Annotated in this window: 20 protein-coding genes and 1 pseudogene; 17 read left to right on the top strand and 4 right to left on the bottom strand. The window is 69.3% G+C overall.

The annotated features are described in order from the left end of the window. The first annotated feature begins 76 nt into the window (after window positions 1–76). The 17 genes and pseudogenes from ACZ7M7_RS20895 to ACZ7M7_RS20815 all read left to right on the top strand — a co-directional run bounded on the left by ACZ7M7_RS20895 (window position 77) and on the right by ACZ7M7_RS20815 (window position 11,617). Window positions 77–238 (top strand): hypothetical protein, encoded by a 162-nt coding sequence (locus tag ACZ7M7_RS20895; RefSeq protein ID WP_472118968.1) that lies wholly within the window; start codon window positions 77–79, stop codon window positions 236–238. A 3-nt stretch (window positions 239–241) separates the two neighbouring features. Then, on the top strand, window positions 242–400 hold the full coding sequence (locus tag ACZ7M7_RS20890; RefSeq protein ID WP_472118965.1) for a DUF6257 family protein: 159 nt from the start codon (window positions 242–244) through the stop codon (window positions 398–400). Window positions 401–496: 96 nt separating this feature from the next. Next, window positions 497–2,611 carry a cell division protein FtsK gene (locus ACZ7M7_RS20885; RefSeq protein ID WP_472118963.1) on the top strand — a complete coding sequence of 705 codons (2,115 nt, stop codon included), beginning with the start codon at window positions 497–499 and terminating at the stop codon, window positions 2,609–2,611. Window positions 2,612–2,985: 374 nt separating this feature from the next. Next, a complete protein-coding gene (locus ACZ7M7_RS20880; protein WP_472118960.1) occupies window positions 2,986–3,213 on the top strand; it encodes a helix-turn-helix transcriptional regulator in 228 nt (75 codons plus the stop codon). Beyond that, entirely contained in the window at window positions 3,203–3,445 is a 243-nt protein-coding gene (locus ACZ7M7_RS20875) for a DNA-binding protein (protein WP_472118956.1), read from the top strand. The genes ACZ7M7_RS20880 and ACZ7M7_RS20875 overlap by 11 nt, the downstream gene beginning before the upstream one ends. Beyond that, window positions 3,445–3,747 carry a hypothetical protein gene (locus ACZ7M7_RS20870; RefSeq protein WP_472118953.1) on the top strand — a complete coding sequence of 101 codons (303 nt, stop codon included), beginning with the start codon at window positions 3,445–3,447 and terminating at the stop codon, window positions 3,745–3,747. Before ACZ7M7_RS20875 ends, ACZ7M7_RS20870 begins: the two co-directional genes overlap by 1 nt. Beyond that, on the top strand, window positions 3,744–3,944 hold the full coding sequence (locus ACZ7M7_RS20865; protein ID WP_472118950.1) for a hypothetical protein: 201 nt from the start codon (window positions 3,744–3,746) through the stop codon (window positions 3,942–3,944). The genes ACZ7M7_RS20870 and ACZ7M7_RS20865 overlap by 4 nt, the downstream gene beginning before the upstream one ends. After that, window positions 3,941–4,816 carry a bifunctional DNA primase/polymerase gene (locus tag ACZ7M7_RS20860; protein WP_472118948.1) on the top strand — a complete coding sequence of 292 codons (876 nt, stop codon included), beginning with the start codon at window positions 3,941–3,943 and terminating at the stop codon, window positions 4,814–4,816. The genes ACZ7M7_RS20865 and ACZ7M7_RS20860 overlap by 4 nt, the downstream gene beginning before the upstream one ends. Continuing rightward, the gene (locus ACZ7M7_RS20855; protein ID WP_472118944.1) at window positions 4,813–6,222 is read left to right on the top strand and encodes a DNA primase family protein; all 1,410 of its coding nucleotides are present in this window, start codon (window positions 4,813–4,815) and stop codon (window positions 6,220–6,222) included. Before ACZ7M7_RS20860 ends, ACZ7M7_RS20855 begins: the two co-directional genes overlap by 4 nt. A gap of 189 nt (window positions 6,223–6,411) precedes the next feature. After that, window positions 6,412–6,582 (top strand): hypothetical protein, encoded by a 171-nt coding sequence (locus ACZ7M7_RS20850; protein WP_472118940.1) that lies wholly within the window; start codon window positions 6,412–6,414, stop codon window positions 6,580–6,582. Window positions 6,583–6,751: 169 nt separating this feature from the next. Continuing rightward, window positions 6,752–7,102, top strand: a pseudogene (locus ACZ7M7_RS20845) (NUDIX domain-containing protein); the annotation flags it as partial. A 104-nt stretch (window positions 7,103–7,206) separates the two neighbouring features. Further along, complete coding sequence (locus ACZ7M7_RS20840) at window positions 7,207–7,806, top strand: hypothetical protein (protein WP_472119296.1); 600 nt, start codon at window positions 7,207–7,209, stop codon at window positions 7,804–7,806. A gap of 2 nt (window positions 7,807–7,808) precedes the next feature. After that, window positions 7,809–8,387, top strand: coding sequence for a hypothetical protein (locus tag ACZ7M7_RS20835; RefSeq protein ID WP_472118938.1), 579 nt, complete (start codon window positions 7,809–7,811; stop codon window positions 8,385–8,387). Beyond that, window positions 8,384–9,220 carry a hypothetical protein gene (locus ACZ7M7_RS20830; RefSeq protein WP_472118936.1) on the top strand — a complete coding sequence of 279 codons (837 nt, stop codon included), beginning with the start codon at window positions 8,384–8,386 and terminating at the stop codon, window positions 9,218–9,220. Before ACZ7M7_RS20835 ends, ACZ7M7_RS20830 begins: the two co-directional genes overlap by 4 nt. A gap of 448 nt (window positions 9,221–9,668) precedes the next feature. After that, entirely contained in the window at window positions 9,669–10,097 is a 429-nt protein-coding gene (locus ACZ7M7_RS20825; RefSeq protein WP_472118933.1) for a hypothetical protein, read from the top strand. 26 nt (window positions 10,098–10,123) lie between these two features. Next, complete coding sequence (locus ACZ7M7_RS20820; protein WP_472118930.1) at window positions 10,124–10,411, top strand: hypothetical protein; 288 nt, start codon at window positions 10,124–10,126, stop codon at window positions 10,409–10,411. 18 nt (window positions 10,412–10,429) lie between these two features. Continuing rightward, window positions 10,430–11,617 carry a tyrosine-type recombinase/integrase gene (locus ACZ7M7_RS20815; protein WP_472118927.1) on the top strand — a complete coding sequence of 396 codons (1,188 nt, stop codon included), beginning with the start codon at window positions 10,430–10,432 and terminating at the stop codon, window positions 11,615–11,617. A gap of 175 nt (window positions 11,618–11,792) precedes the next feature. On the opposite strand, the gene ACZ7M7_RS20810 is transcribed toward ACZ7M7_RS20815, so the two are convergent. The 4 genes from ACZ7M7_RS20810 to ACZ7M7_RS20795 all read right to left on the bottom strand — a co-directional run bounded on the left by ACZ7M7_RS20810 (window position 11,793) and on the right by ACZ7M7_RS20795 (window position 15,598). Then, on the bottom strand, window positions 11,793–12,575 hold the full coding sequence (locus ACZ7M7_RS20810) for an SGNH/GDSL hydrolase family protein (protein ID WP_383599385.1): 783 nt from the start codon (window positions 12,573–12,575) through the stop codon (window positions 11,793–11,795). A gap of 61 nt (window positions 12,576–12,636) precedes the next feature. Then, window positions 12,637–13,650: a hemolysin family protein gene (locus tag ACZ7M7_RS20805; protein ID WP_383599382.1), complete on the bottom strand. Its 1,014-nt coding sequence runs from the start codon at window positions 13,648–13,650 to the stop codon at window positions 12,637–12,639. After that, window positions 13,647–14,990 (bottom strand): hemolysin family protein, encoded by a 1,344-nt coding sequence (locus ACZ7M7_RS20800; protein WP_472118923.1) that lies wholly within the window; start codon window positions 14,988–14,990, stop codon window positions 13,647–13,649. Before ACZ7M7_RS20800 ends, ACZ7M7_RS20805 begins: the two co-directional genes overlap by 4 nt. Window positions 14,991–15,172: 182 nt before the next feature. Next, the gene (locus tag ACZ7M7_RS20795) at window positions 15,173–15,598 is read right to left on the bottom strand and encodes a GNAT family N-acetyltransferase (protein ID WP_472118920.1); all 426 of its coding nucleotides are present in this window, start codon (window positions 15,596–15,598) and stop codon (window positions 15,173–15,175) included. Between the last annotated feature and the right edge of the window lie 3 nt (window positions 15,599–15,601).

The following is a 15,601-nucleotide window of genomic DNA, read 5'->3' as shown; positions in this document are numbered from 1 at the left end:
CGCCAGGTTTTCCAGATGGAAAACCTGCGGGGGTGCGGTGGGGCCGGACAGCCCGGCCCGCCACCAGGAGGAACCCATGGCCAGGAAGAGCAAGCAGACCAAGCCCGAGCCGTCCAACGACGACCTCGAACTGACCCTGGAAATCGACCCGATCACGTTCCTGCCCATCACGGGCGTCGCCCCCCGCACCACGCCGATCCCCGAGAAGAAGACCCGCCGCGGCAAGAGGGGGAAGTGACCGATGGCTGACGGCATCAAGTTCGGCGACTTCACGCGCGGCGAGAAGGCCCGCGTCATCGCCCTGACCGCTCGCATGGCCGGCCCCCGCGCCGACATCCGCAAGCTGCAGCGCCAGGTCGAGCGCATCGAGCAGGAAGCCCTGCGCCGCAAGAAGAAGTAGGTGCGCCCGGGGACGGCCCCATCCGCCAAGACAACGGCCGTCCCCGGGCCTCCCTCATTCCGTCACGAAATACGTCACGAAACAGGAGCTCCAAGCATGACGGATACCGCCCCCGAGCGGGTCAACGGGCACACGGCACCGCAAGTGCAGCTGCTCAAACTGGCCCCCGAACCGGTCGTTGAGCAGGCCGAACAGAGTTCGCCCCGTGTTCGCCGCCGGGTACGCATCGACTCCCTGCGCCGCGTGTTCGTTGACACCCGGCAGCACCCCACGTACCGGTTCACCGTCCGCCACGGCGCCTACGTGGCCGGCGGCGCCCGCATCCTCACCCGCCGCATGTGGGAGGCCCGCACCACCGCCGTACACGCCCGGCAGATGCGCATCGCCGAGGCGTCCGGGAACGAGGAGCTGCTGCGCGTCTGGGAGCAGCGGGCCTACGCCTACCGGTTCGCCAGGCACAAGCGGCGCATGGACCTTCTACAGATGGCCATCAACGCCCCCAGGGCGATCGCCTCCGCGGCCATGGGTGCCGGCGGGCTGCTGCTGATGCTGGGCATCATGCTGGCCGTCTACAACGGCGACGTGCGCGACGTCCTCGCCCCGACGCACGCCGTCGTCGAGTTCGTTGGCTGGGTGGCTTTCATCGCCGGCATCGTGTGGGAGCCGCTGCTGTACTCCATGCCGCTGCTGGTCGCGGCCGGCATGTGGGCGGTTGGGCGTAACGCCAGGTCGGCGCCCATGTGGGCGCTGCCCGCCGACGGCGACGAGCGGGACGTTGTGCCTGATGAGAACGCCATCATGCGGGCCCTGGGCAAGCTCGGCATCGCCCCGCTGAACGCGGCCCTCAAGGCGGGCTGGAAGCCGCGTTGGGTGCAGCCGTCGACCCGGTCCGGGGGCGGCTGGCACGCACAGCTGCAGCTCCCGGAAGGCGTGCCCGTCGAGATGATCGCCGACAAGAAGCAGATCCTCGCCCACAACCTGATGCGCAAGCCCATCGAGGTGTGGCCGACCGAGCCGCGCGACCAGGCCGGCGTGCTGGACCTCTGGGTAGCCGACCCCGGTGTGCTCACCAAGCCGGTACCGCCCTGGCCGCTCCTGACGGAAGGAACGACCGACTTCTTCAAGGGCGTGCCCGTCGCACTCAACGCCCGCGGCGAGCAGGTCATCGGCCGTCTGATGGCCGCGAACTACCTGATCGCCGGGATCATGGGATCGGGTAAGTCGTCCCTGGTCATCGCTCTGCTGCTCGGCGCGATGCTCGACCCGCTGGTCGAGATCGACGTACACGTCCTGGCGTACAACTCCGACTACGACCCGATGCGGCCCCGCCTGCGGAGCCTGGTCAAGGGCGACGACGACGAGCACGTGGTCGCGGCCATGAACACCCTGCGCGCCCTGGCCAGTGAGGTGTCCCGTCGCGGGCAGGAGCTGGAACGCATCGGCACGGACACCAAAGTCACGCGCGAGATGGCCGAGCGCGACCCGTCCATGCGGCCCCGCATCGTCGTGTTCGACGAGGTCCACGAGCTGTTCACGCACAAGGAGCACGGCAAGGAAGCCAAGGAACTGGCGCTGAAGGTCACCAAGAAGGCCAGGAAAACGGCCATCGTGCTGCTGTGGATCACGCCCGACGCGGACGCGGCGAGCCTCCCGCGCGGAATCTCCAAGACCGTCTCTCACCGGGTCGCGTTCGCCATCAACGACCACCAGGGCAACGACGCGATCCTCGGCACCGGAATGCACAAGAACGGATACTCGGCGACCACCCTCGTCGCAGGTGAAGACGTCGGTACCGCCATGGCCGCGGGCTTCGGGAAGACCCCCGGTCTGATCCGCTCCTACTTCGTGCGGAAAGAGGCAGGCATCGACGAGGTCACCCCGGTCGTCGAGCGGGCCCTGAAGGCGTACAAGGGCGAAGACGGCACGTGGGAGGTGCCCACCGTCGCGCCGGCCGACCACCTCGCCGACATCGCGACGGTCCTCGGGCACGAACCGAAGATGCTCACGCAGGACGTCCTGCGGGGCCTTCATGACCTCAATCCGACCGAGTACGGCAGCTGGACGTTCCGCGACCTGAAGCGCGTCCTCGACGACGCCGGGCACGGCGACTACAAGACTGGCGGCAAGATGCACGTCAGTCGCGACCGGATTTTCGACGCGATCGCAGCCCGCGACGACGACGATTTCGACGAGGGAGGCGGCGAAGAGTAGGGGAGTTCTCCCTACCCGCCTCCCCACCCTGCCTCCCTGTACATGACCTGCGGAAACGACGGGTCAGGGAGGCAAGGGAGGCACCGTCAGAGGGCTCTGAGACCCCCGGAAAACGGGGAGTTGGCCTCCCCTCCGGTGCCTCCCTCCCCAACATCAACCCTTTCCGTAGCTGATCGCTTGTAGTACGCTGCCCGGCAATCGACAGAGAATGTCGAGCTGCTAGCCCTAGGCAGTAGGCCAGTTCGCCCCGGTGGCGAACCCCTGCTGAGTAAGGCCAGCGGCGCCACCCTGGAGGTTCCCAAGGCGCCGGGCAGTGCGTGATCCAAGAAGGATCGCGTCACGTGCTCGGCGTTCGCGTTTTCAAGGGACCTTCCATGGCACGGATCTTCTCCGGCCCCCGGCTCCGCGAAGCCCGGAAGTTGGCCGGCCTTTCCCCCGAACATCTCGCTATCAGCGTCCGCCGCTCCTCCTACTCCATCCGCGAGTACGAGATGGGCCGCGTAACCCCCAGCGTCAGCACCCTCGCCGCCCTGGCCGACACCGTCGGCTGCGCGGTCGACGACCTCCTCGCCGAGACCGAGGAGACCGCCAATGCCGCCTAAGACCCGGCCCACTCTCGCCGACATCCGCAAGTGGCCGGCCACGGTGAGCGTGCCGCTCGCCGCGCAAGCCCTCGGATGCAGCAAGAGCCACCTGCACGAGCGCATCAAGGCAGGCGACAGCCCCGTCAAGACACTCCCGTTCGGAACCCGGCACGTCGTCATCACCGCCGACCTCGTGCGACTGCTATCCGGCGAAACGCCCCCCGCTCAAGAGGGGAACGAGGCTGCCTAATGGCCCAGAACGCAGAAATGCCGCACGGGGCACGTGCGGCATTTCGAGAAGACTCCGCGGCGGGCGGTAAGTCCGCTGCCACCGTACCGCAGGCATCGCCGCAGAGCGACGGCCTGTTCCCCGTCGACCCTGCGCCGCTCATGGCCCGCCCCCTGGTGCTCATCACCCGCGGACGCGTCGAGTACCTGGCGCACTGCCCCAACTGCCGCGACTGGCACCGCCACGTCCACCTCGGCAACGTCACCGGACCCTGCGGCACCGAGTACGAGCTGCAGTCCCGACGAGCCAAGGGGGCCGCATGAGCGACAGCACCCTGCCCCCGAAGACTCAGTGCGGCCACTGGATCGGCGCCGAATCGGGGTACTGCCGAGCAGGCAAGGGCATCCGCCACTACCTGCCCGGCTACCGCTGCCCGGCCCACACCCCGGCCGCCCTGCAGGGCAAGCCTGAAGCGCCCCCCGGCCCCGGCTGGCCTATCCACCGGGAGGTGCAGGCATGAACAACTGGCAGAACGCCCTCGACAACGCCCTGCAGGCCGCAGACCGCGACTTCGGCGTCTTCCCACTCTCCCGCAACAAGGTTCCCGCCATCCCGTCCCCTCACGAGAAGGGACACCGCTGCGGAGGCCTCCGAGAGTGCGGAGCGTTCGGGCACGGCGTCCTCGACGCCAGCACCTGCCCCGACATCATCAGCGCAGGGTTCGACCAGGCCCCGCACGCCGCCGGATACGGCATCGCATGCGGCGCCGGACCCGTGGCGCTCGTCGGTATCGACCTCGACCGGAAGAACGGCGTCGACGGCTGCGCCAGCCTCAACCAGCTGGCCCGGGAGCACGGATTCACCATCCCGCGCACCGTAACCGTGTGCACGCCGTCCGGCGGATTCCATCTCTGGTTCACCGGCCCGGCAGGCGTCCACGTACCCAACAGCGTCGGACGCCTCGGCCCCGGCATCGACATCCGCGGCACCCGCGGCTACCTCGTCGGCCCCGGAAGCCGGGGCAAGGCAGGCGAGTACACCGTTCACCCCAGCATCACGGAGCCGACCGTTCACCCGATCCCCGAGCAGCTGCTCACGCTGCTGATGTCGCCGCCCGCACCGAAGTTCCGGCAGCCGCTCACACGGCGCGTACCAAGCCCCCGCGGAAACGTCCTCGACGGCCTGGTGCGGTTCGTCGCCCAATCCGCCGAAGGCACGCGGAACGACCGCCTGTTCTGGGCTGCAGCCCGAGCATGGGAGCACGTGAGGGATGGGCATCTCGCGGCCAGCGAGGTGGGGGGCGCCCTGGTCCCGGCGGCTGTCGGGGTGGGACTGGGTGAGCGTGACGCCGAACGCACCGTGGACTCAGCCCGAAAGGAGGTAGGAGCGTGACCGAGCCCTACGCCCAGCCGGCCGCCGCCCCGAGGCTGCGCGTCGTCCCCCTGCCGAAGAACGCCCACGGCGGCCACCTCGGCATGGCCGAGCGCTTCCTGGAGCAGCACTCCGACGAGCTGCGGTTCGTCCACGGGATCGGCTGGCACCACTGGGACGGCGCCCGCTGGAAGCCCGACGAGGAACGCATCGACGTCGAGGCTGCCATCGCCACCACGAAGCGAGCGCTCGCCGACGTGCTCCGCATGGACAAGTCCCCTGAGCGGGATGCCCTGTACGCCGACGTGAAGAAGTCAGAGAGCGCGGCCGGCATCGAGGGCATGCTCAAGCTGGCCAGTGCCCTCAAGCCGATCTCCACCGCGTCGCGCCAGCTGGACGCCGACCCGTTCTACTTCAACACCCCTCTCGGCACGGTCGACCTGCACGAAGGGTCCATCAAGCCCAACGACCGCAACGACCTGATCACCAAAGTTGCCGGGGGCGGGATCGGCGAAGAACCGAACGAGGAATGGGAAGCGTTCCTCAAGCGGATCCTGCCCGACGAGGACGTGCGGGCCTTCGTTCAGCGGCTGTTCGGCTACGCCATGCTCGGCAAGCAGACCGAGCACGTGATGCCGATCTTCACCGGCACCGGCGCCAACGGCAAAGGCACCCTCCGCGACGCCCTCATGGCCGCATTCGGCGACTACTGCATCGAGGTCGACCCCGCACTGCTCATGGAGTCCAAACACGAGCGGCACGGCGCCTTCAAAATGCGGCTCCGCGGCGCCCGACTGGCCTTCTGCTCCGAGACGGAGAAGGGCCGCAAGTTCGCCGAAGCCACCATGAAGCGGCTCGTCGGCGGCGACCAGATCGAAGCCAACCTCATGCACAAGAACCCGATCACCTTCGACCCGTCCCACACCCTCGTCATGCTGACCAACCACCTGCCGGCCGTCAGCGGCGACGACCCCGCGGTATGGCGCCGCATCCTCGTCGTCCCGTTCGACGTCGTCATCCCCGAGGAAGAGCGAGACGGCGAACTGCCCGCACGGCTCAAGCAGGCGACCGCGGCCGTCCTCGCATGGGCCTACGCCGGATGGCTCGACTACCAGCAGCAGGGCCTCAACCCGCCCGAGGCGGTGCGGGTCCGCACCGAGCAGTACCGCACCGACAGCGACACTCTCGGTCGCTTCCTCGCCGAGCGGACCCTTCCCGGCTCGCACGGCTACGTCCGCTCGCGGGAGCTCTACAGCGCTTGGTCGACGTGGTGCCACAACGCCGGCATCAAGGCCGATGAAGTCGGCTCAGAGGTGGCGTTCGCGACGTCCATGAAGGCCCGCGGCTACGAGAAGAAGGCCCGCAAGATCGGGGCCGTCTGGCTCGGCCTCATGCTCGCCGGCGACGAGGAGGACGAAGCGGCCTGACCTGCAATTACGTCTGAGGGGTGGTGGGTTGTGGTGGGTCTCCCCAAAACCTTCCATGTGTGCGCACGTAGCGAGTTTCGGAAAACCCACCACAACCCACCACCCACCACCCGGCAACCGGACCTCAACCCACCCCCTCCCACCCCCGCTAATGCACACCCCAACCCCAGCCACCCACCGGGAGCAACCGTGACATCCCACGTCGAGCAAGCCGTCGCGGCGCGGATAGCCGCAGCGGGACAGAAGCGGGCCAGGCGCAGGCTGCAGCGGGCCGAGTTGGACGAGGCCCGCACCTACGGACTGGAAGCCCGGCACGCCGCGAAGCTACGCCGCTGGGCCGCCGAGGAGAACCCCGAGTGACCCGCGCCCGACACCAGTGCGCGGCCTGCGAGCGGTTCGTCACCAGCGCCCGCTCCAAGCCCTGCGTCCGCGGGTGCGGCGCCCGACTCTGCCGAACCCCCCGCCGACCGCCGTGCAACGACGTACACGGCGGACAGTGCCCCAACCTCGACCTCCCGGAGGCCTCGTGATGTTCACCTACGACACCTCACGCGGCTACGTCACATGCGACCGAGGCTGTCGCCACTGGGGGCCGCACGGCGCCGCTGGCCTCCTCCTGCTCCACGCCGGGCAGATCCTCCTGCAGCAGCGAGCCTCACACGTCCACCACGGCGGGACGTGGAGCATCCCGGGAGGCTCTCTCCACGATGGTGAGACCCCGCGCGCTGGTGCCCGCCGCGAAGCGACTGAAGAACTCGGCGGTCTGCCGCGCATGCGTCACCACGTCACCCACCCCAACGATCACGGCGGATGGACCTACCACACCGTCATTGCCCAAGCCCTCGAACCGTTCCACCCCCGCCACGGCGACGGAGAAGGCAGCCAAACCCGCTGGATCGCCCCCCAGGACGTCAACGACCTGACGCTGCATCCCGGCTTCGCCGAAACCTGGGGCCGCATCGCCGTCCTCCTCGGAGGCCGCCGATGGTGCTGCCCGAAGCCCTCACCCTCGACAGCGGCCCGCAGCTGTGGAACGACCGACAACTACAGCGCGACATCAACCGGTACGTCACCCGCCAGGCCCGCGCCATGCGGCCCGACATCTTCGCGATGATCCTCGACCGGACCGGCCCCGACCTACTGCCCACCATCCTGTGGCACGCCTGGCGCCGCCACATCATCCCCACCGACGCCATTGGCGAACACCTCGGTATGGCCTTCGCGTACTGCGCCCGCCCCGGAGAACTCCTCACCCAGGAACGCTGGCTCACCCTCTTCGAGGCCGTCGGATTCCGCATCGACGGAACCCCGGCAGACCGGCCGACCCAGCCAACCAGGCTCTACCGGGCCTGCCTGCCCAAGCACACCCGGCGCATGTCCTGGACGCCAGACCTTCACGTCGCCCGCGCCTACGCGACTGGAGAAGGCCACCACCAGCCCGGCGCCGGCCACATCTACACGGCCGTCGCCGACCCCCAGTACGTCCTCGCTATCAACGACGACGTCCTTGCCAACCCCGACGAAACCGAGTGGATCGTCGACCCCCGAAACCTCGACATCACCCCGCACGGACAGGAGAACTGACCATGGACCGCGAACAGATCCTCAACAGCTACAACCAGCAGCTCGCCCGCATCGCCGACAACCGCACGTACAGCGACCACGCCAAGCAGGTACTGACCGCGAAGGCGTACACGGCCGCCCAGTCGGCCATGGACCAGCTGCGGGAGTCCACCGTCGAGCAGCTGCGCGGCCGACGTCAGGACATCCGCCGCCGCATGTTCGGGCACGCCGACACCGGCGACGCGAACACCATCCTCGCCCGCCGCAACGCATCCGACCGGGCCGCCGAACTCGACAACCCGCGCATCGCCCGCGCCCAGCTCGGCGAGGCGCTCGCCCAGGGGGACAGCATCCTCGCCCGGGCCATCGCCCAGCAGGCAGACGCCTGGGGATGGGACGACGTCGTCGGCGCCTACGCCGAAACCCGCCCCGACTTCGCCCGGCTCGCCGAGGAGTTCAACAACACCCCCAACCCGGACGACCGGGGCTGGAGTCTCGGCAACGCGTTCGCGCACGTCGTCCCCGCGCCCGACATGCTCGGCGGACTCCAGCCCCACCAGATCGGCCGGCTCGCCGAGCAGGACCTCGAGGACGCAGCATGAGCATCGGCAACCTCGTCGCAGACGCCACCCGAGCGGTCACGGCCGCCGAACGGCGCAAGCTCCCCGTACCCGACGCGGTACGGCAGACCGCGGCCGTCCGCGGCGCCATCCTCCAGACCATCCAGCAACCCGACCCCGAACGGCCCGCCCTGCCGGATACGGCCGCCGACGTCGAGCAGGCCATACGCGAATACGCCGCCCAGCTCCACCTCGTCGACCTCACCCGGCGGGCAGCCGACCGGTTCGAGGAAGAGGCAGACCTGCGCTACGTCGGAGCCGTCCGCGCGTCCATCGCCGACTGGATCGCCGGCCTGCAGAAGGAGTTCACCACCCTCGTCGGCGTCGTCTCCAAAGCCGCGGCCAAGCTCCCCGACGACCTGATGGCGCTCGACCCCAAGCGGATGAACTGGAACGACGCCGCCCGCTCAGCCGCCTATACCAAGGCCGAAGGTGCAGCCGTCCAACTGGAACAGCTCATCTCCGACCGGACAGACATGGTCAAGGTGGCAGGCGGAGACGGAGGCCGCGACAACGCCCTCTACTCCGTGGCCGCCATGCCCGACCCCAGCGCCGAGCGAGTCATGGCCGGCGACTGGCGACAGCTGTCGCCGACCATCGCCAAGTGGCGGGAGCTGCGGGGGCAGCCGGTCGCGCGGTGGGTGTACCTCGTGCGCCAGCAGGAGCTCAACCTCACGCTCGCCACACCAGGCGAGGTCAGGCAGCGGTCGTCCCAGGTCGAACGGTGGAGGGATGCAGGGCACGCGATGCGGTCGGCCACCACCCGAGCAGGCGGCGAGGCAGCGGTCAGGCAGTACCTCACCAGGACGGCCTGACTCACAAGCTCGGCGTCAAAGGCATCGACCTTGTCTGATCTTCACAAGCGTCGAACCCATGGAGCGGGAGTCTTCACCGTTCTCGCCCGCACCAGCGCCGACCCCCTACCCCCACCCCCCTCCCCCCGGGGGCGGGGGTAGGGCACAGGCACAGCACAGCAAGCAGTTGAGTTCGATCAACAACACGAAGAACGAAACAAGATCAAAAGACTTGAAATCGAATCGAATTGATCAACGAAGCAAGCGAACGCGACGACACAGCGAGCAGCCACACCGGGGCGTTACGGATCACGCCCTCTACCTGCACAGACATACCTGATCATGCCTCTGACCTGCGGGAACACCCTGGGGACCCACACCTCCACCCGCACCCCCAGGTACCGGGGCCGTTTAGCAATCAAGGATCGCTGCATCGCAGAAACGTCAGTTTTACCAAGGGAGGTCAGCCGTGGCTGATGACGAGAACACCCCAACTCCGCCCCCGGCCGGCCTCGGTGAGCGCGGTCTGAAGCTGTGGACGGACACGCTCGAGGACCTCGAACTCGACCCCGACGAGCTGATCCTCCTCGAGGAGGCGTGCCGCCTGGCGGACGAGCTTGACGAGATGGGTGTCCTGCTGGCCAACTCGGCGATGTTGTCGAAGGGTTCGCGCGGGCAGCCGGTCGCCAATCCGCTGATCCGGGAGATCCGCGGTCACCGTCTGGCTCTGTCGCGGGTGCTGCGGCAGTTGGGGGCCACGCGGCCGGGGGAGGACGACCAGGAGAGGCTGACGCCTTCCCAGCGCGGTCGTAAGGCTGCGATCGCCCGGCATCACGGGGCGCGGTCGCTGGCGCCGGTCCGTCCGATCTGGCCGCCGCGGGAAGGGGATGCGTCGTGAGGCGCCGGCAGCGAAGTGAGTCGAGCGTGCCCGAGCATCTGCGCCGGTTCGACTGGCGGGAGTGGCGGGAGCCGGCCGCGTCGGACGATCCGTTCCCGGAGTATCGGACTTGGTACATGGGTCTGTGCGACTGGCTGGCGGCTCGCCGGGCTTGGGCAGCGGGGCACGACGTGCCGCTGCGCCAGGTGCCCAAGGAGCCGGTGCCGCCCCCAGGCCCACGGCCAGCGTTGTACGCGTCGCCGCCCGGCGAGGAGGCCCCCAAGGTCCACCGGGCCCGGTCCGTTCCGCGTGCTCGCCCCATCAAGTTGCAGTGAGGAGAGAGGGTTACGAGGATGGCTGAGCCGAAGCGGATCGTCCTGCAGGACGGCACGGTGCGGTGGCGCACGGTGGTCGACGCTGGCCACGACGAGAACGGCAAGCGAATCCAGCTCACGATCACCAAGGACACGAAGACGGAGGTTAAGGAGGAACGCGCCAGGATCATTGCCGCTCGCTCCTCGGGCACCTTCATCGCCCCCAGCAAGCTCACGCTGGGGGAGTGGCTTGACCAGTGGCTGGAGTACAAGCAGCGGGACGTCGAGGAAACCACGATCCGCACGTACCGGCTCGCCCTGGTCCACGTGCACGACCGTCTCGGGCATGTGCGGCTGCAGGAGTTGACCGAGGATCAGGTGCAGGGCTGCGTCGATGACATCGTCCGTCAGGGCCGTCGCATGGGCGGCACGCCTGGTACGCGGCTCGCTGTGTCCACGGTTGACGGCGTCCTCACCCGCCTGAAGGAGGCGCTGAGCCGTGCGGTCGTGCGGAAGCTGATCGCCGTGAATCCGGCGCAGCACGTGCGGGTGGCACTCGTCGACAAGAAGACCGACAAGCGGGAGCGGGTTGAGGTCAAGCCGTGGACGGTGGAGGAGGTGCAGACGTTCATCCGTGGCATCGAGTCGGACCGGCTGTACGCCCCGCTGCTGCTGTCCCTGATGGGGCTGCGTCCGGCCGAGGTGTGCGGGCAGCGCTGGGTGGACATCGACCTGCAGCGCGGCGTTCTGGAGATGACCAACACCCGCACGATGATCGGGAACGTCAAGGTGCTGGAGAAGGACGCCAAGACGGCTGCCGGCGAACGGGGACTGCCGCTGCCTCAGTGGCCGTGGGAAGCGCTGAAGAGGTTCAAGGCGCAGCAGGCCCGGGAGAAGCTCGCCGCGGGCGAGGGCTACACCGATACCGGCTACGTCCTCGTCGACGAGCTAGGGATTGCCCTGAATACGCGGAAGCTGCGCGAGCACGCCTACCGGCTCATGGATGAGCTGCAGTTGCGCCGTGTCCGTCTGTACGACGCGCGGCACAGCTGCTTGTCCTACCTGGCGGTGAACGGCGTTCCTGACGTCGTGCTGGCCGCGTGGGCGGGGCACACGAACGCCAACTTCACGAAGCGTAAGTACGTCCATGTCACGCCGGAGGACATGCGGGCCGCCGCCGCGGCATGGGACGTGTTCCACGGTGGTGACCCGAAGGCCGCTACGTGAGAAATTGTGAGAAACGATCTCTGCCCAGGTCTCCCATATGGCCTCTGACCTGCGGTGGGAGATGCGGACGCAGAACAGTGTCCAGATTCTACTGGCGGTTTGTGCAGGCCAGCGCCGCGGCCCGGTTGGGCGGAACGTACGAGACGTGCGTCACGTCGCGCAGACGGCTCCGGCGCTACTCCACCGTGTCCTCGTACGGCAGCAGACCCGGCCGCTTCGCCGGGCGGCCGTCGCCGGAGGAGCGGCCGGTCAGGCGGCGTCCGATCCAGGGCAGCAGGTACTGCCGGGCGAACCGGGCGTCGGCGACCCGCCGCGAGGTCCACCCCGGCGGCAGCGTGGCCGGCATCGGCGTACGCCACTCGGTGTCCTCGGGGTCGTACCCGAGCGTCTGCCACACGGCCTCAGCGACCCTGCGGTGCCCCTCAGCCGAGAGGTGCAGCCGGTCCACGTCCCACAGGCGCGGGTCACTGAGCGACGGGGCGCCGTACAGGTCGACGACGACGGCGCCGTGCCGCGCGGCCAGCTCGTCCACGTGGGCGAACAGCTCCTCCATGCGCGGCCGGAACCGCTCCAGCACCGGGCCCTGGCGGCCGGGGCTGCGCATCAGGACCAGCTGTTTGCAGGACGGGGCCAGCCGCTCCACGGCCTCGGTCAGCAAGGCGCGCACGCGCACCATGTCGCACTTGGGCCGCAGGGTGTCGTTGAGCCCGCCGACCAGCGTGATCACGTCGGCCTGCATGGCCGCCGCAACCTCGACCTGCTCGTCGACTATCTGGCGGATCAGCTTCCCGCGCACCGCGAGGTTGGCGTACCGGAAGCCGGGCGTACGGGCGGCCATCCGGCCGGCGAGGAGGTCGGCCCAGCCCCGGTAGGAGCCGTCCGGGAGGAGGTCCGACATGCCCTCAGTGAAGGAGTCGCCGACCGCGACCAGGCTGCTGTAGGTGGGATTCGTCTGCATGGCGACAGAAATAGTATCCCGTGCACATACCCGTCGGTCGGTCGGCCTGCGTCCCCCGACCTCACGCCCGCTGCCCGAACAGCTCCCGCAGCACGTCCTCCATGGTCACCACACCGCCCAGCCGCCCGTCGCTCCCCAGCACGGCCGCCAGGTGCGTCCGGCTGCCGCGCATGGCGGTGAGCACGTCGTCCAGCGGCGTGCTCTCCCGTACGCGCGCGATGGGCCGCATGTCGTCCACCTGGAACGGCACGTCCCGCGGGGAGGCGTCCAGCGCGTCCTTCACATGCAGATAGCCGACGATGTGGCGGCCGGAGTCGACGACCGGGAAGCGGGAGAAGCCCGACTCGGCCGACAGCCCCTCCAGCTCCTCCGGAGTGACGCCCACGCGCGCGTAGACGACGCGTTCCAGCGGAAGCACCACGTCACGCACCGGCCGACGACCCAGTTCCAGGGCGTCGTGCAACCGCTCCCGCGCGCGCTCGTCGATGAGGCCGGCCTCACCGGAGTCCCGCACCAGGCGGGCCAGCTCGGCGTCCGAGAACGTGGCGGTGACCTCGTCCTTGGTCTCGACGCGCATCAGCTTCAGGAGCGCGTTGGCGAAAGCGTTGATCGTGAAGATCACCGGCCGCAGCGCCCGCGACAGCGTGACCAGCGGCGGGCCGAGCACCAGGGCGCTGCGCACCGGCTCGGCCAGCGCGATGTTCTTCGGCACCATCTCGCCGAGCAGCATGTGCAGATACGTGGCCAGCGACAGCGCGATCACGAAGGACACCACGTGCCCCGCGCCCTCCGGCACGCCCACCGCGTGGAACACCGGCTCCAGCAGATGCTCGATGGCGGGCTCCGCGACCACACCGAGCACCAGCGTGCACAGCGTGATGCCGAGCTGTGCCGCGGCCATCAGCGCGGACACGTGCTGCAGACCCCACAGCACGCTCTTGGCGCGCCGGTCGCCCTGGTCGGCGTACGGCTCGATCTGCGAGCGCCGAACCGAGATGAGCGCGAACTCGGCGCCCACGAAGAAGGCGTTCACGACCAGCGTCGCGAAACCGATGAGCAGCTGTACGGCGGTCATCGCTCGCCCTCCTTCTCGTCCTGCTCCGCCGCGTCGTCCAGCGGCGCGTGCATCAGCACCCGCGCGGCCCTGCGCCCCGCGGCGTCCACCACGTCGAGGCGCCAGCCGACGACCTCGACACAGTCACCGACCGCGGGGATGCGGCCGAGCTCCGTCGCGACGAGACCGGCCAGGGTCTCGTACGGCCCGTCGGGCGCTCTCAGCCCCACGCGCGCGAGCTGGTCCACCCGCGCCGAGCCGTCGGCGGAGTACAGCGCCCGGCCCTCGTCGTCGCTGCCGGCCTGGGCGAGGTCGGGTGTCTCGTGCGGGTCGTGCTCGTCCCGCACCTCGCCGACGACCTCCTCGACGATGTCCTCGAGCGTCGCCACGCCCGCCGTGCCGCCGTACTCGTCGATCACCACGGCCATGGTGCGCTTGCCGGACAGCCGGTCCAGGAGCCGGTCGACGGTGAGCGTCTCGGGGACCAGGAGCGGCTCGCGCATCAGCTCGGCGACGGAGACGCGCGGACGGGCCCCGGCGGGCACCGCCAGGATGTCCTTGATGTGCGCGGTCCCCACGACCGCGTCGAGGCTGCCGCGGTAGACGGGGAACCGGGACAGCCCGGTCGCCCGCGTCGCGTTCGCCACGTCCTCGCAGGTCGCCTGGGCGTCGAGGGCGACGACCTGGACGCGCGGGGTCATGACGTTCTCCGCGGTCAGGTCGGCCAGGTTCAGCGTCCGTACGAAGAGCTCGGCGGTGTCCGCCTCCAGCGCACCCTCACGGGCGGAGTGCCGGGCGAGGGCGGCCAGCTCCTGGGGCCCGCGCGCGGCGGCCAGCTCCTCGGTGGGTTCCACCCCGAAGCGGCGGACGATGCGGTTCGCCGTGTTGTTGAGGTGAGTGATGAAGGGGCGGAAGATCGCGCTGAACCAGCGCTGCGCGTTCCCGACCCGCTTGGCCACGGCCAGGGGCGAGGAGATCGCCCAGTTCTTGGGCACCAGCTCGCCGACGACCATCAGGACGATCGTCGACAGCGCCGTGCCGATCACCAGCGCGATCGAGCCCGACGCCGAGTGGGAGATGCCGAGCGCCTCCAGCGGGCCCGCGATGAGCCTGGCGATCGACGGCTCGGCGAGCATGCCGACGACCAGGTTGGTGACGGTGATGCCGAGCTGTGCGCCGGAGAGCTGGAACGTCAGATTCCGTACGGCTTTCAGGGCGCCGGACGCGCCCCGCTCGCCGCGTTCCACGGCTCGCTCCAGCTCGCTGCGCTCGACCGTGGTCAGCGAGAACTCCGCCGCGACGAAGGCACCGCAGGCCAGCGACAGCAGGATCGCCACCAGCAGGAGGAGCACTTCGGTCATCGGGTCACCTCCGTCCCATGGTCGGACAGGGTGGGGAGGATCGCGCGATGTCGGGTACTGGGAGGCTCGCCCATGGGCGGACGCTCACACCTTTCCTTGGAGGGCCGAAGTGGTCCAGCAATAGTAAAGGACGGGCAAAGTGATTCGGTATTGATCCGTGTGTGATCCCTGTCCGAGCTGATTCAGTCGTTCAGCGGCTTCACCCACCGCCGCCAGTGATCCTCCGGCGAGTACCCGGCCGCGCGCCAGGCATGGTGCGCGCTCTCGTTGCGCTGGAGCACCATCGCGTCACCACGGCGCCCTCCCAGCCGTACGAACCGCTCCTCCGCCGCGGCCAGCAGCGCCGAGCCGATGCCGCGGCGGCGGCGCTGCGGGTGCACCGCCAGCCGGTACAGATGGCAGCGCCAGCCGTCGAAGCCCGCGATCACCGTGCCGACCAGCTCGCCGTCCAGCTCCGCCAGGATCAGCGCCTCGGGATCGCGGGCGACCAGCCCCTCCACGCCGTCCCGGTCGTCACTGATGCTCGTGCCCTCGGCGGCCGTCTTCCAGAAGGCCAGCACGCTGTCGAGGTCGCCGGCCGTCGCGGGCCGTATCCGCAGATCAGTCATGCC

The sequence above is a fragment of the Streptomyces sp. NPDC111606 genome (assembly GCF_055656945.1).
The sequence above is the reverse complement of the archived record's forward strand: the minus strand, read 5'-3'. Positions and strand labels throughout refer to the sequence as shown.